We start from the raw sequence: 14,683 nt of genomic DNA, 5'->3' as shown, positions 1-14,683 counted from the left end.
GTGGAACCGGAGGTACAGGTGAAACGGGTGGAAGTGATTTAGTAACAGTTACACAAGATGCAGTGAATAACTTATCTGATGATACTGCGATACAACCAATTTCAGTTTTACTCAATAACTTAATTAATCCGAATACTGGAACTTTATCTGGTGTCACAAGCATTCTTGCTCAATTAACAGAAACAGATCAGCCGATCACTGGTGCTTTAACTGAATTGGTAGATAGCCTTACTGCCGCAAGTAATAATGGAACAGAAAACTTGGGTGGACTCATTCATGCTTTAAATTCAATTATTGCATTTCTTGGTAGTGGAAGCCCATCAGATCTTGAGGGTATTAAAGAGTCGGTCAATAGTTTATTAAATGCTGAAAACGCTGCGGATACGTTAAGTGGTATTTTAGAGACTACAGTTGATGGTGTTGATCAAACAGTAGGCGAATTACTACAAGGTGCTTTAGGTAGTAATATTCAAGTAGTCGATCTGAGTGAACTACTAGATCAAACACAGCTTACTTCGCTTGTAGAACAGATACTTACAGGTGTAGGCGACTTACTTACTGGTTTACTAGGTCCTTTAGGCTTAGATTCAACAAAACTTACTGATGCTTTATTTGAAACACTTAAAGACGTATTAACTGGCAATGAAGTTATAGAAAATGGCTTAGGTCATGTGACGGGTGAACTTGATAAGACTGTAGATGGTTTATTAGATAATACGACAGATTTAGTTACACAGTTATTAGGGAAGCTTGGGTTAGGAGAAATCGCAACTGGATTACTAGGTCCTTTGACCAATAGTTTATTAGAACCACTCATTGATTCCGTTTTAGGTTTGGTGGATCAAGGAGGAAGTATTCTATTACCACCTGCACCAGAAGATGGCGAAGGAAATAGCACGACTGGATTAGTCAATATTGTCGCAGATATTGTTAGAGACTTAACTGGATCAGAGACAACACTTTCGCCAGTTAGTGATTTGCTTGATAATTTAATTAGTAATAATGGTCCAGTTGGAAATATCTTGGCCTCATTGAATGCATTAACCGCAGAAGATGGTGGTGCTTTGGGCATTTTAACTGAATTGGTTCAAGCATTTTATAATGCAGAGCTTCCAGTTGGAACAAATCTCGAAGATCTTGTGCAAGGACTTGGTGGTATTCTTAATGGTCTATTGGATGGAGTTGTAAAACCAATCGTAAGTGATTTAGGTTCAGAAATTAGTCAATTTATTCCAAATGTACTGACCCTACAACTTGAACATGATACAGGTATCAGCAAAACAGATGGAATCACATCTGATGGAACTGTATTAGTCAAAGGCCTACATGAAGGTCAAGCTTGGGAATATAGTATTGATGGTGGAAATACTTGGACAACAGGTACAGGAAGCAGCTTTGAATTAGCACCAAATACTTATGCTCAAGGTAACGTTTTGGCACGTGTTTCCAGTACCGGTGAAACACAAGTCAATATCTCGACTGCGCTTAAACCAGTGACAATTGATCAAAGTAATCCAGATGCACTAACGGCTGCGTTATCTACCGATACAAGTATTGCTGGTGATCGTATTAGTCAGGATGGCACAATCAATGTTACTGGCTTGGAAGAGGGAGCAAAACTTCAATACAGTCTTGATAGCGGTGCGACATGGAAAACTGTAGTTAGTGGCATTAGTTTTACTTTAGTAGAAGGTACATATGCTAATGGAACTGTTCAGGTTCGTCAGGTTGATACGGCAGGTAATGTGGGCAATGCCACAAATCTTGGTCTAATCATCATTGATAAGACCGTACCGAATACGCCTGAGGTTATTAGTTTTAGTCCTGATGGCACAACTTTATATGGTCATGTAGCGGGTGAGGTTGCTGGAACGACGGTTAATGTTTTTGTAGAAGGGAATACTACTCCTATTGGTACGGGTATAACTGATGCAAATGGTAATTTCACTATTTCATTAGAAGAAGGTAAATACACAGATTTAGACTTTAAACTTCAGGCAGAAGATATCGCTGGAAATGTGAGTGCTTTAGGAGATGGCAGTGGAAACTATGGACTGGTGACAGTTCTACAAAATATCGTAGCTAACTTGACTGACAGTACGATGATTGAACCTGTTTCAACCTTATTAAATAATCTAGTTGATCCTGAAACAGGAACTTTTTCTGGCATTACAGGTATAGTCGAAGCACTCACTCTAACCAATCAACCTTTACTTGGTGCCTTAACAGAAGTCGTCAATGCTCTAACAGATGCTGATACAGGTGGTGACGCAAACTTTGGAGTCGTTATTAATGCCTTAAATACATTGATAGGATTCTTGGGTACGTCTGATACAGGTTTATTGGATAATGCGAATAATGCATTGGAAAGTTTGTTGAGCGGAACAAATGCCGAAAGCATTCTCGGAAACATTCTTTCAAATCCTTTAGAAGTAAATGGGGAAGTGAGCCTAGGTGATTTTTTAAATGGTTCAGTCGGAACTAATATTAACTTGGTTGGTCTTGATGGCTTGGTTAATTCAACTTTATTAACTAATACGATATCAGGTTTAACCACTGGAGTAGATGCTCTCCTTTCACCTATTACTGGTATTTTATCTGAAACTTTAGGACTAAATATCAGTCTTACTGCAATTACGAATGCAGTAACTGGTTCTATCAATAGTTTGCTTGAAAATGAAAATGGTATTGCAAATGGTGTAGCTCATCAGCTTGGTGAATTGGATCAAACAGTAAAAGGTCTTCTTGGCAATAACGCTTTACTAAATAATGTATTAGATAATCTAGGATTATCAAATATTTCTGGTTTACTTCAAAATGTATTGAATCAACCTCTTTTGGGACCACTTAATCCATATACTTTAGCAACGAATGCCATAAATACTGTAGTAAATGGCATTGTAAAACCTCTTGTAAATGATGTATTGGATATCGTAAATGGCGATGGAATCTTAAAAGATCCTATACCTACCGATGGTGATGGTGCTAGTACACTTGGTTTATTGGATGTACTTTCTGATATTGTGCATGACCTTGCGGGTGAAGGTTCATTACAGCCGATAAGTACATTAGTCGATAACATTATTCGTAATGATGGAGTGACAGGTGATTTGCTTTCTGCAATTAATGGATTGACTGATGTGGAAAGTGGTCAGTTGGGTATTTTAACCGAACTGGTCAAAGCATTGTATACGGCGGAGCAGCTTCCAGAAAATGCAAGTCTTGAAAATCTTGTTCAGGGAGTAGGTGGTCTTCTCAATGGTCTATTAGATGATGTGGTTAAACCAATTGTTGATGGACTAGGAAGTGAAATTAAATTACCAGATTTATCTGGTGCTAGTACTTTGATTAGTGGGCTTACAAATGAAGTATTCGCAGGCGGAGCTGGAGAAGATACACTCCTCTTTAAGGTATTAAATAACACCTTAAGTGATGCGGGTAATGGTCATGACATCTGGAGTGATTTCCATGTAGGAAAAGTCGGTGTAGATGTCAATGCAGATAAAATTGATATAGGTGCATTACTTGTTGATTATCATGGTGATGGTTCAGCAGCTTCATTAACTGGATATCTGAATGTTAAGACCGTAGAAGATCAACAATCGGGTTTAAGTACTATTATCACTATTGACCGCGATGGTGCAGGCAGTGATGCCTATCATTCGGTAGAGTTGTTAACGCTTAAAAATGTAGATACAACGTTGGATGATTTGCTGAATAATGGTCAAATTATTCTTTAAATAGCTGAAAAGAGAGCTTTCGGGCTCTCTTTTTTTATTTGATTTATATGAAAATATTATAAATTTTAAGAGATGTATTTCATTATAATTTTAAAGCAAGAAGGGATTTTAAATATGACTTCAATTTGTTTAAACATGATTGTTAAAAATGAAGGAGAAATTATTCAGGAAACATTAGAAAATATTTGTAACTTTATAGAAATAGATTATTGGGTGGTTTGTGATACAGGCTCTACAGATGACACTGTAGAAAAGATACAAAATTTCTTTGATAAGAAAAATATTAAAGGTGAAATGATTTACGAACCTTGGAAAGATTTTAGTTATAACAGAAATATTGCATTAAAACATTGTGTCGGAAAAAGTGACTATATTTTAGTTTTTGATGCAGATGATTTTTTTGAAGGATCATTTAAGCTTCCAGAGAAATTAAATAAAGATTGTTATCTCATGAATATCTCAAGTGAAAATAGATCTTTACATTATCAAAGAAAACTTTTACTTAAAAATAATCAAAAATTTTATTGGCGTGGTGTTTTACATGAATTTATTGATCAACATGGAGAAATTTCAGTCGGTTCAATTAATGGCGAATATCATATTATTTCGGGCAGAAAAGGAAATCGAAGTAAGCAAGAGAACAAATATTTACGTGATGCAGAAGTCTTAAGTAAAGCTTTTTATGAAGATAAAGATGAGGATTTAAAACCACGTTATGCTTTTTATTGTGCCCAGTCTTATCGTGATGCTGAACAATTGGATCATGCAATTCATTGGTATGCCAAAAGAGCTGAAATGAAAGAGGGCTGGAAAGACGAGATTTATACAAGTTATGAACAAATGGGACTTTTGTACGAACGTAAAAAAATGGATATGCAAGCTTTGTATGCTTGGCAATGTGGTGTGTCAATCGATCCAGAAAGAGCTGAATGTTGGTATCATTTGGCAAGATTAAATAATTGGCGAGGAAATTATCATTTGGCATATTGTTATGCAAAAGAGGCAGTAAAACTTAAAATTCCTTCAGGAAATCGATTATTTGTTAACTTGCCTGTTTATCAATATTGGTGCGATTACGAATTATGTTTAAATGCCTATAAGTTAAAAGATTATATTAGTAGTTATGCAACATATAAAAAATTAATTGAAAATGGTCCAGATGATTTGATAAAACGCTTATTACATCACCTTGAACATTATAAAGATATGCTGAATGTTGAGAGTTTAGAAAATATTGTGAAAATTTATCAAAGATTTAGAAGTTTAAATGAAGAAAAAATATTAATAGATATCCTTAATATAAAATTAGAATTTTAAAAAGAATAATATGAAGCTCATTAGAGTGAGCTTCATAATCAAAAATATCAATTTAAATTCGAAGTTATCTTTTTCAAGATACCTAAAATCACATCAAACTCACTTTGAAGTGGCGTACTTTTACGAGTGATCAATGCAAGTGTACGACTTGGAGCATCTTGAAGTGGTTTGATTACTAACTCATCATTACCCTTTAACATATGCGTTTCAATCGCGATCGCAGGCAATAAAGTAAAGCCTAAGTTTGAAGACACCATTTCAATTAGGGTAGGTAAGGAGCTAGCTTTAAGGCGATTATCATTTTTACGCTCCCCAATCGGGCAGGCACTTAATGCATGATCACGTAAACAATGACCTTCTTCCAAAAGCATTAAACGTGATAAATCCAAATCATCTAGAGATTGAGCATTTAAAGAATGTTTATCATGTCTATTACAGATGAGATATAAGTTTTCTTTAGCAACCTCAGAAACTTTTAAACCTCGTGTATCAAATGGCAGTGCCAGTACTACCATATCCAGATTGCCGTGCTCAAGACGTTCTACAATCTTTTCACTTTGTGCTTCATGTAAGTGTAATTGAATTTTAGGAAGCTGCTTATGAACCTCTTCCAGAAGCGGTGTTAAAATGAATGGCGCAATGGTTGGGATAATTCCCAAATGAAGATCACCTGTGAGAGGCTCACTCATCTCTCGGCTTAAACGCATCAAATCCTGTGCATCTGCCAATAAGACACGGGCTCGCGCAACCACCTGTTCGCCAAGCGGAGTTAAACGTACATTTTGGCGGTCACGTTCAACCAATACGCCACCAAGCAAACGCTCAAGTTCCATAATCCCACCCGACAAAGTCGATTGAGTAACGAACGAACGGCGTGCTGCTTCTGTAAAGTGCAACGTTTCCGACAGCGTAACTAAGTAAGATAGCTGTCTTAATGATGGTAATGCAGCCATAGTGTCCTAATGTGATGATCTAAAGTGGTTTGCAAATAAACCGCTAAGTTGAGGAATAAAGTGAGCAGGGATATCATGCCCCATTCCTTCAATTAATTCAAACTTAGCACCAGGGATTGCTTTCGCAACAGCCTTGCCGTGGCTTGGTGGAAGTAATCGATCTCTAGAACCATGTACCACAAAAGTAGGTTGTGAGATCTGTTTATCCAGTTGTAACAATGAGCCTGTACATAATATTGCTAAAAACTGTTGAAGTACACCCGCAGGATGATAATTCCGTTGATACAGTTTACGCGCAGTTTGCATCGCTTCCATTTGATTGACATAACCAGGCGAGCCAATAATGTCATACAGTTTTAAACTATGACTAATAATACCATCTTCATCATTGGATTTGGGTTTACCAATAAGACTAAACAGTTGTTTTGGGAATGGGGGCGGAAGTAAGGCCTGATTATTACTGGTAAATAGTAATCCTAATTTTTTTACTTTGTCTGGGTATTTTGCCGCAACAATCTGGGCAATCATACCGCCCATAGATGCGCCAATCACATAAACTTTACCTAGACCCATTTCATCAATCAGCATCGAAACATCTTCGGCCATATCATAAAGCGTATAAGGTGCTCCCTGATTGCCTAAGCCGAGTGCAAAACGTCCCATCAGCTTAATCGTATTTAATCGCTTGCCTTTATGGCGAATTTTTGAGGAAAGACCGATATCACGATTATCAAAGCGAACAATGTGAAATCCCTGATCAATCAGGGATTTACAAAAAAAATCTGGCCAAAACAGCATTTGTGCGCCTAGACCCATAATGAGAACAATAGTGGGGTGTTCAGGATTTCCACCCACTTCGACGTGAAGTTCAAGCCCATTACTTAGCTTAACTTTGGTCTCATGCATAAATGAGGTATAAGGTGAAACTTTAAATTCCAATGCACTGTTCATTTTTATTTTCATTCCCCAAAAGGCATTTAATACATGTTAAATGCCTAAGATTATTTAAACCTTAAACTTGAGCAGGAATCAAGTCTGGAACGAGTTTTGTTAAGGTTAAGCGTTGTTTTGCTGCTGTTGGGCCAAGTAATACGAAACCTCTTAAAGTGCCTTCGTTATCAGCTGCTTTGGCAAGCATTCCATCTTCAAGTTCTTCTGTTTCCCAGTTAACTTCGACATCTATAGGCGCAGGAAGCACAGTAAGTGGTGCAGCGGGTGTTTTAACTGCAACAGGCATGGCAGGATAATGTACATGAGTGGTTTGACCACTTAATGTTTTAGCCAGTGCGCGGGCTTGTTGCATAATTGGCATGACATAAGGTAATAACGTTCCGTTCACTTCTGCACAGTCGCCAATTGCAAAAATATCAGCTTGAGTGGTTTCGAGTAAACTATTGGTAATCACTCCACGACTGGTGTGAATATCTGCCGTTTTTGCCAATGAAATATTGGGTTGTAAGCCAATTGCGGAAAGTACAATATCCGCTATTAAGGTCTGACCATTGGCGAGCGTAACAGCATAGTCCTGTCCATTATTAACCTTTGTGACTTTTTCAACAGTGGTTGAAAGTACAAAATGAATCCCGCTTTCTTCAAGATTTTGCTGGAAAGCTTCTGCAACGTGTGCGGGAAGTAAACGACCTAAAGGTCGTGGAGACAAATCAATGACAGTAACATCATGACCTGTATTTTGAAGGTCATTGGCAAATTCACATCCAATAAGCCCCGCACCCAATATCACCACACGTTTGTCATTACATTGCGCTAGATTTTCACGGAAGGCGCGATAATCAATCAGTGAGTTTACGACATGAATATCGTCACTACCATCACCCGCAATGGCAAGACGGATCGGGTTTGCTCCAACAGCTAACACTAATTTTGAATAAGGTTGAATCTGCTGTTGCCCATTTTTTTCTGTGAGTAATTCATGACGATCTGCATGAATTTCCTTGACCCACGTATGAGTCTGAATTTGCATCTTGAGCTGAGTCGACATTTTCTCAGCGTCACCCAATGGAATTTGCTCAGGAGCTTTATTTCCAACAAGTGCATTAGATAAGGTGGGTTTGGCATAATTTACTGCATCGTCAGCACAAATCATCAGAAGTTCATGGTCTGGGTTTAATTTCCTAAACTCGCGAGCCAAAGTATAACCTGCCATGCCTGATCCGATAATGACGATAGGATGCATTGAGTATTCTCCATTCACAGTAAATTATTGATTCATTCTAAGTAAAAAAGACCATGAATTGAGCATGGTCTTAATTGATCAAATTAAACTTCGATCATTTCAAAATCAGCTTTTGAAACGCCGCAATCTGGGCACGTCCAGTCATCTGGAATATCTTCCCATTTTGTCCCCGGTGCAATGCCGTCTTGTGGCCAGCCTTCTGACTCGTCATAAATCCAACCACACACGATGCATTGATATTTTTTCATTTGATTCTCCAACCCGATAAGTTCGCTTCAGCGGCCTGTCGTAAAACTGATCCATTCTTTGATATAGATTCTGATAATAAACACAAAGCAGTTTATTCAGTTTCTGATTTTTACGCAGTTCTACATCTAAGTAAAGCAATTAAAGGAGTTTAATCATTCAGAATAAAAGCGGAATGGCAGCTTGGGACAAAAGTGGGGTTATTTGGGCAATGATGCCAATTCATTTTTATTTAAAAATATAATTTTGTTTATTAACAATTGCTTATATATTGGTTTTATGAGTCGAATAATACATTATTCAATAATTTTTACTTTTGTTCATTTACTGGTCTTAAACATAATGACCGCGTAGAATAAATGTACAATCTGCTACTGCCAATGATTAATATGACTTCACTTCGTCAGACGTTATGGTCGCATATCCGTACGGTGCCTGATTTTCCTAAAAAAGGCATTTGTTTTTATGATTTGACTCCATTATTTGCAAAAGAGCTAGATTTGCTTACAGATGCGTTGATTGCTGCTTTGCCAGAAGATCATTTACAACGCGTTGAAAGCTTTGTTGCGGTTGAAGCGAGGGGATTTGTTTTAGCTACATTACTTGCTCAAAGATTACAAAAGGGCTTATTACTTGTGCGTAAAGCAGGTAAGTTACCACCGCCTGTAGAATGTGTCAGTTATAGTCTGGAATACGGAGCAGATCAATTGGAAATGTCTGCGCAAATTGAAGCACAAAAAGTCATTTTGGTGGATGATGTTCTGGCGACAGGTGGAACTTTAAAAGCAGTCAATCAACTGAGTCAAAAATGTGGACATCAGGTTTTGGGTGCAGTTGTTTTACTCGATTTACCAGATTTACATGCAGATTTGGGCTTGGTTGTTTGGCATGTTTTAGATAATAAATTTTAAAAAGTATCTTCAAAAATCAAATGCATAGAAAAGAGAATAGGAAATGAAAGTTTTCTTATTCTCTGTTGGCTAAGTTTTCAATTTATTTAAAATACTGTTTCTGGATATGTTGAATCAGATGATTGATCTTTTCGGGCTGTTCAAGACGATGGTGGCCACCTTCAACCGCATCGATCAGCATATAATTTTCCAGTTGTGATTGGACTGCTCGCATATCAATAACTTCATCGCCTAGCTCAAGATAAGCCAATCTTGGAATATCATTATCCAGATCTTCAGGCAAAATTGGGGGATAGTCATCACGAAAATGAGGGGTTAAACTTGGGTTGGCGACAATTGTTGCCAATTGATACTGGCTAGAGAGTTTAAGTGCCCAGTAGCCGCCTAAACTATGTCCAATCAAAATATCAGGTCGAATGCTTTGAATAATGTTCTGATAAAAACTTGCAACGGTATCGTAGTTTAAGTTGCGATAATCTACATCAATACAAAACTTGTTTGTACTTTGAATGGCATGAAACTTGGTTGATTCACGAGAGGAGTCCAAGCCATGCAAAAATAATATTTTCAATTGATTTTGCAACATTTTTAATTTAAACCAGTATCCAGAATAAACTGGTCATCCATGTCCACAGCTATTCATTTTAAAAGCACTTCAATGTTTAATTATCTTACTGTGAAGTACGGAAATTGAATCTTAGATTTTGGTCTAAGGGGGCTTGTCTAATAGATTAAAAATTTAGGATTCACATGAATTTCAACGATACAGCAGAAGAAATCATACGAAAATCTGATGACTTCTGCTAAACTCTACGACTTCATTTTTTTACTTAATCGAGGCAGAGATGACGCAACAAAACGCTCAATCGACTTCTGAACCCATTATTTCCGAAAACGATTTAATTGCACAGCGTCATGCCAAGTTAAAACAAATCCAGGACAATGCAAAAGTAAGTGGTCAAAGCCCGTGGCCAAATACATTTAAGCGTGAACATTACGCTGCTGATTTACAAGAACAATTTAAAGATCAAGACAAAGCACAGATCGAAGCTGCCGAACATATTTATGTTAAAGTTGCTGGTCGTGTGATGCTCAATCGTGGATCATTTATGGTGATTCAAGATATGACAGGTCGTATTCAGCTTTATGTCGATCGTAAAGGGCTACCAGCAGAAACTTTAGAAACCATCAAAAGTTTAGACCTCGGTGATATTATTGCAGCCGAAGGATATATTGGTCGTTCAGGCAAAGGCGATTTATATGTTCACTTGGAAGGTTTTGAGTTACTCACAAAGTCTTTACGTCCGTTACCTGATAAATTTCATGGTTTAACCGATACCGAAGCCAAATATCGTAAACGTTATTTGGATTTGATCGTCAATGAAGAAACACGTAAGACCTTTGAAATTCGCGCTAAAGTCGTTGCAGGGATTCGTGCATTTTTGACCAATGAACGTTTTATGGAAGTGGAAACTCCAATGATGCATATCATTCCGGGCGGAGCTTCAGCACGTCCATTTGAGACACATCATAATGCACTGGATATGCCTTTATTCTTACGTATCGCACCTGAGCTTTACTTAAAACGTTTGGTTGTAGGTGGTTTTGAACGTGTATTTGAGATTAACCGTAACTTCCGTAATGAAGGGGTATCGACACGTCATAATCCTGAATTTACCATGATTGAATTTTATCAGGCCTATGCAGACTATAAAGACCTGATGCAGCTCACTGAAAATATGCTGGAAAAATTGGCTCTGGATATTTTAGGAAGCACAGACGTTCCGTATCAAGATGAAGTATTTAGCTTTAAAGGGCCGTTTAAAAAGATTTCCATGTTCGATGCAATTTTGGAGCATAATCCAGAATTCACGCCTGAAAATGTGAATGACCGTGAATTTTTGGCTAAATTCACTCAAGATGTTTTAAAAGAACAAGTTAAACCTGGTTTTGGTTTAGGCAAATTACAAACGATTGTGTTTGAAGAAACCGTCGAAACCAAATTACGTCAGCCAACATTTATCACTGAATATCCTGCCGAAACTTCACCACTTGCACGTCGTAATGATGACAATCCACATATCACGGATCGTTTTGAGTTTTTCATCGGTGGTCGTGAACTTGCTAATGGTTTCTCAGAGTTAAATGACCCGATTGATCAAGCAGAACGTTTTCAGGCACAGGTTGCAGAAAAAGATGCAGGTGATGATGAAGCTATGCACTATGACGCAGACTTTGTCGAAGCACTAGAATATGGTTTACCGCCGACAGCGGGTGAAGGTATCGGAATTGACCGTCTTGTGATGTTGTTTGCTGATGCGCCAAGTATTCGCGATGTGATTTTATTCCCGCATATGCGTCGTAAAGATTAATCAAAACGATATTATTCAAATAAAACCACTTTAAAGTGGTTTTATTTTGTCTGTTAATATGTATACAACGTAAATGTTACGTTTAAAGATTGCAAACTTTTGATAAAAAATTTAAGGTGTGGCAGAGAAATAAACTTGAGAAAGACACACTAATGTTTTCGAGAAAAACACTGTTATTGGCAATATTGACCGCAAGCTCTTCTTCTTTATTCGCACAAGGTCTTGTTCTGAATGACCAAAATTTAAGAACTGATCTAAATTGGCTCAATCAACAAGGCGTAATCCAGATAAGTACGTCGACTTGGCCCTTAAGTGGTGATGAAATTGAGCGAGCACTTTCTCAAGCCAATATCTCTAATCCAACTCAAGAAAAAGTAATTAACTCAGTTCGAGCTGCATTAAAAGCAGATAATCATCCAGTAAAAGTTGGCTTATTTGCAGAAACTGACCAAAAAAATATTCCTCAAGCATTTGGTGATAAACAAAAATCACAATATCAGGGTGCATTGGAATTTAATGCGGGTGGTGAAAACTGGGATGCTAAAATTCGTGTAAACGCTGAAAAAGATCCACTGATTGATAGTGGACATGATGTCAATGTTGAAGGTTCTTATCTTGCTGGAAAACTATGGAACCAATGGGTTGTTGCAGGGCAGATTCCGACATGGTGGGGACCTGGGCACGATGGCAGCCTGATTCGTGGAGATGCAAGTCGTCCCGTGTATGGTGTGACGATGCAACGTGCAGTGCAGAATGCCTTTGAAACAAAATGGTTATCCTGGATCGGGCCGTGGCAATATCAGTTGTTTGCAGGACAGCTAGATGACTATAAAGCAATTCCTGATGCAAAATTATTAGGTTTACGTATTATAGCACAACCATTGCCTTATCTTGAATTAGGTGCTTCCCGTACATTGCAATGGGGTGGTGAGGGGCGTTCTGAAAGCTGGGACTCTTTATGGAATGCCATTAAGGGCAACGATAATGTCTATGATGGCGATGATGATCGCTCAAATCAGATTGCTGGATTTGATGGTCGTTTAAATTTACAACCCCTTCTAAATGTACCAGTCGGCATTTATGGTCAATATGTCGGAGAAGATGAGGCGGGTAAATTACCTTCCAAGAAAATGTATTTAGTAGGTGTTGATTATTCTTCTATTTATAAGAATATGCCTTATCAACTTTATGCAGAATGGGCAGATACCCGCACAAATGGAGATGTAAAAGGCATTTCATACAATCATTACATTTATACAGATGGTTATTATCAGCATGGCTATCCTTTAGCACACGCGATGGGTGGTGATGGACAGATGGTATCGGTGGGTGGTGACATCCGTGTTGATATCATGAATCGTATTAGTGGGCGTGTTTTATATGCTAAAGTGAACCAATCTAGCTTGGACATTAATCAGGCATTTCCTGAAAAAGATGAAATTAAAGCATTGGATTTAACATGGTCGCATTATTTGAAACCAGATATTCCATTAAAAATTAATGGTTGGGTGAGTGATTCTGATATCAATGGAAATGATGCGGGTGCATCCGTTGGTATTGAAATTCCATTGGATTTAAAAACATTTGGTTTTTAATGTTCTTTCGGTTTTATTAAAAGTGAGCCTGCGATTGCAGGCTCACTTTTTAGGGTAATTCAATTATTTTTTTAACGCTTGAGTATAACGTTCATTAACTTTATTCCAGTTCACTACACTCCAAAATGCTTTGATATAGTCAGCACGTCGGTTTTGATATTTCAAGTAATAGGCATGTTCCCAAACATCTAAAGCCAACAAAGGTGTGCCTTTAGTTTCTGCAATATCCATTAATGGATTATCCTGATTTGGTGTTGAAGTGATTGCAAGCTTGCCATCAGCTGTAACAATCAACCATGCCCAACCTGAACCAAAACGACCTGAAGCAGCTTCATTGAATTTCTGTTTAAAGGTGTCTAAAGAACCAAAGTCTTTATTGATCTGTTTGAGTAAATTAGCGCTGGGTTGACCTGTCTTATTGCTGGGTGCGAGGCTATCCCAAAAGAAAGTATGGTTAAAATGCCCGCCACCGTTGTTACGAACCGCTGTATTATATTTAGAAATCTGTTTCTGTAATTGAACAAGATCCGTTTTATCCAGTTCTGGATAAGTTTTGATTTGTGCATTCAGATTATCAACATAGGCCTTATGGTGTTTGCCATAATGAATTTCCATTGTTTGCTGGTCAATAGCGGGTTCTAAAGCATTACTGGCATAAGGTAAGGGGGCTTGTTTGTACTCCGCCAATGCTGACATGCTGATTACTGAAGTTGTCAGTAAAAATAACGTCGTTTTAAATGCACGTGTCATTGAATTGTCCTTAAATTTTCAAAAATTTTTCAGAACAACATATTAGCCTGATTGTTATGGAGAATGATTCTTGGTTACATTTATATAATAAATTTAGTCTAAGCCGTGCTTAAAATTAAATTTAATTTTAAGCTTTATATTTTTCTTTTAACTCGAAAATGACATTAATCTAGGATTTTTCATTGTCTGGCTAGATTTAAATAATAAATTGAATGTGTATCATTTTTTTTTAAATATTGTGTTTAGTGGTTTTTTTGAGCTCTAAATATTTCTAAACTTTAAATATTGCAGGGTATTTTTATACATTTGAGTATTTGATGAACAGATGGTAAATAAAGGTGTTGACGCTCATCGTGGTTCTATAGATAATGCGCACACAGTTTATGGCTATGTAGCTCAGTTGGTTAGAGCACCGCACTCATAATGCGGGGGTCACAGGTTCAAGTCCCGTCATAGCCACCATTTTTCAAGATCATGTACCTTACGTGATCTTTTTTTTTATTTGCATATTTCATTTAACATACTTTGTAAAAATCAAGTTCATCGTTTTAGTTTTCTAATTCATAACGAACTTATGCATTTTCATTACTTCATTTTAGGATGTT

General features: G+C 37.4%; 11 protein-coding genes and 1 tRNA gene. 6 read left to right on the top strand and 6 right to left on the bottom strand.

Annotated features, from left to right (window positions below; all coding sequences use genetic code 11):
• Together A7A69_RS06335 and A7A69_RS06330 are read left to right on the top strand one after the other, a co-directional pair.
• A partial coding sequence (locus tag A7A69_RS06335) for a beta strand repeat-containing protein (protein WP_171500788.1) occupies nucleotides 1-3,740 on the top strand: 3,740 nt, incomplete at its 5' end.
• Between the two features lie 114 nt (nucleotides 3,741-3,854).
• Complete coding sequence (locus tag A7A69_RS06330) at nucleotides 3,855-5,057, top strand: glycosyltransferase (RefSeq protein ID WP_152876625.1); 1,203 nt, start codon at nucleotides 3,855-3,857, stop codon at nucleotides 5,055-5,057.
• A gap of 47 nt (nucleotides 5,058-5,104) precedes the next feature.
• Here A7A69_RS06330 and oxyR read toward each other — a convergent pair whose 3' ends face one another.
• From oxyR to rubA, 4 genes are all read right to left on the bottom strand, one after another.
• The gene (gene oxyR / locus A7A69_RS06325) at nucleotides 5,105-6,010 is read right to left on the bottom strand and encodes a LysR family transcriptional regulator OxyR (protein WP_120369303.1); all 906 of its coding nucleotides are present in this window, start codon (nucleotides 6,008-6,010) and stop codon (nucleotides 5,105-5,107) included.
• Between the two features lie 6 nt (nucleotides 6,011-6,016).
• Entirely contained in the window at nucleotides 6,017-6,961 is a 945-nt protein-coding gene (gene estB, locus A7A69_RS06320) for an esterase EstB (RefSeq protein WP_120369304.1), read from the bottom strand.
• A 61-nt stretch (nucleotides 6,962-7,022) separates the two neighbouring features.
• Nucleotides 7,023-8,204 carry a rubredoxin reductase RubB gene (rubB, locus tag A7A69_RS06315; protein WP_151982087.1) on the bottom strand — a complete coding sequence of 394 codons (1,182 nt, stop codon included), beginning with the start codon at nucleotides 8,202-8,204 and terminating at the stop codon, nucleotides 7,023-7,025.
• A gap of 83 nt (nucleotides 8,205-8,287) precedes the next feature.
• A complete protein-coding gene (gene rubA / locus A7A69_RS06310) occupies nucleotides 8,288-8,452 on the bottom strand; it encodes a rubredoxin RubA (RefSeq protein ID WP_120369306.1) in 165 nt (54 codons plus the stop codon).
• A gap of 387 nt (nucleotides 8,453-8,839) precedes the next feature.
• Here rubA and A7A69_RS06305 point away from each other — a divergent pair, with 387 nt between their 5' ends.
• A complete protein-coding gene (locus A7A69_RS06305) occupies nucleotides 8,840-9,361 on the top strand; it encodes an adenine phosphoribosyltransferase (RefSeq protein ID WP_152876624.1) in 522 nt (173 codons plus the stop codon).
• An 82-nt stretch (nucleotides 9,362-9,443) separates the two neighbouring features.
• Here A7A69_RS06305 and A7A69_RS06300 read toward each other — a convergent pair whose 3' ends face one another.
• Nucleotides 9,444-9,947, bottom strand: coding sequence for a YqiA/YcfP family alpha/beta fold hydrolase (locus tag A7A69_RS06300; RefSeq protein WP_152876623.1), 504 nt, complete (start codon nucleotides 9,945-9,947; stop codon nucleotides 9,444-9,446).
• Between the two features lie 259 nt (nucleotides 9,948-10,206).
• Between A7A69_RS06300 and lysS the strand changes: the two genes are divergently transcribed.
• Both lysS and A7A69_RS06290 read left to right on the top strand, forming a co-directional pair.
• On the top strand, nucleotides 10,207-11,733 hold the full coding sequence (gene lysS, locus A7A69_RS06295) for a lysine--tRNA ligase (protein WP_151982083.1): 1,527 nt from the start codon (nucleotides 10,207-10,209) through the stop codon (nucleotides 11,731-11,733).
• 152 nt (nucleotides 11,734-11,885) lie between these two features.
• Complete coding sequence (locus A7A69_RS06290) at nucleotides 11,886-13,328, top strand: capsule assembly Wzi family protein (RefSeq protein ID WP_152876622.1); 1,443 nt, start codon at nucleotides 11,886-11,888, stop codon at nucleotides 13,326-13,328.
• 63 nt (nucleotides 13,329-13,391) lie between these two features.
• On the opposite strand, the gene A7A69_RS06285 is transcribed toward A7A69_RS06290, so the two are convergent.
• On the bottom strand, nucleotides 13,392-14,078 hold the full coding sequence (locus A7A69_RS06285) for a superoxide dismutase (RefSeq protein WP_151982081.1): 687 nt from the start codon (nucleotides 14,076-14,078) through the stop codon (nucleotides 13,392-13,394).
• Between the two features lie 385 nt (nucleotides 14,079-14,463).
• On the opposite strand from A7A69_RS06285, the gene A7A69_RS06280 reads away from it, so the two are divergent.
• A tRNA-Met gene (locus A7A69_RS06280) sits at nucleotides 14,464-14,540 on the top strand.
• Nucleotides 14,541-14,683: the final 143 nt, after the last annotated feature.

It is taken from the genome of Acinetobacter guerrae (assembly GCF_009372255.1).
Classification (GTDB): Bacteria; Pseudomonadota; Gammaproteobacteria; order Pseudomonadales; family Moraxellaceae; genus Acinetobacter; species Acinetobacter guerrae.
The sequence above is the reverse complement of the archived record's forward strand: the minus strand, read 5'-3'. Positions and strand labels throughout refer to the sequence as shown.

Coding starts and splice junctions, on each gene's coding strand:
- A7A69_RS06330 (WP_152876625.1), top strand. CDS start 3,855: ATGACTTCAATTTGTTTAAACATGATTGTTAAAAATGAAGGAGAAATT.
- oxyR (WP_120369303.1), bottom strand. CDS start 6,010: ATGGCTGCATTACCATCATTAAGACAGCTATCTTACTTAGTTACGCTG.
- estB (WP_120369304.1), bottom strand. CDS start 6,961: ATGAACAGTGCATTGGAATTTAAAGTTTCACCTTATACCTCATTTATG.
- rubB (WP_151982087.1), bottom strand. CDS start 8,204: ATGCATCCTATCGTCATTATCGGATCAGGCATGGCAGGTTATACTTTG.
- rubA (WP_120369306.1), bottom strand. CDS start 8,452: ATGAAAAAATATCAATGCATCGTGTGTGGTTGGATTTATGACGAGTCA.
- A7A69_RS06305 (WP_152876624.1), top strand. CDS start 8,840: ATGACTTCACTTCGTCAGACGTTATGGTCGCATATCCGTACGGTGCCT.
- A7A69_RS06300 (WP_152876623.1), bottom strand. CDS start 9,947: ATGTTGCAAAATCAATTGAAAATATTATTTTTGCATGGCTTGGACTCC.
- lysS (WP_151982083.1), top strand. CDS start 10,207: ATGACGCAACAAAACGCTCAATCGACTTCTGAACCCATTATTTCCGAA.
- A7A69_RS06290 (WP_152876622.1), top strand. CDS start 11,886: ATGTTTTCGAGAAAAACACTGTTATTGGCAATATTGACCGCAAGCTCT.
- A7A69_RS06285 (WP_151982081.1), bottom strand. CDS start 14,078: ATGACACGTGCATTTAAAACGACGTTATTTTTACTGACAACTTCAGTA.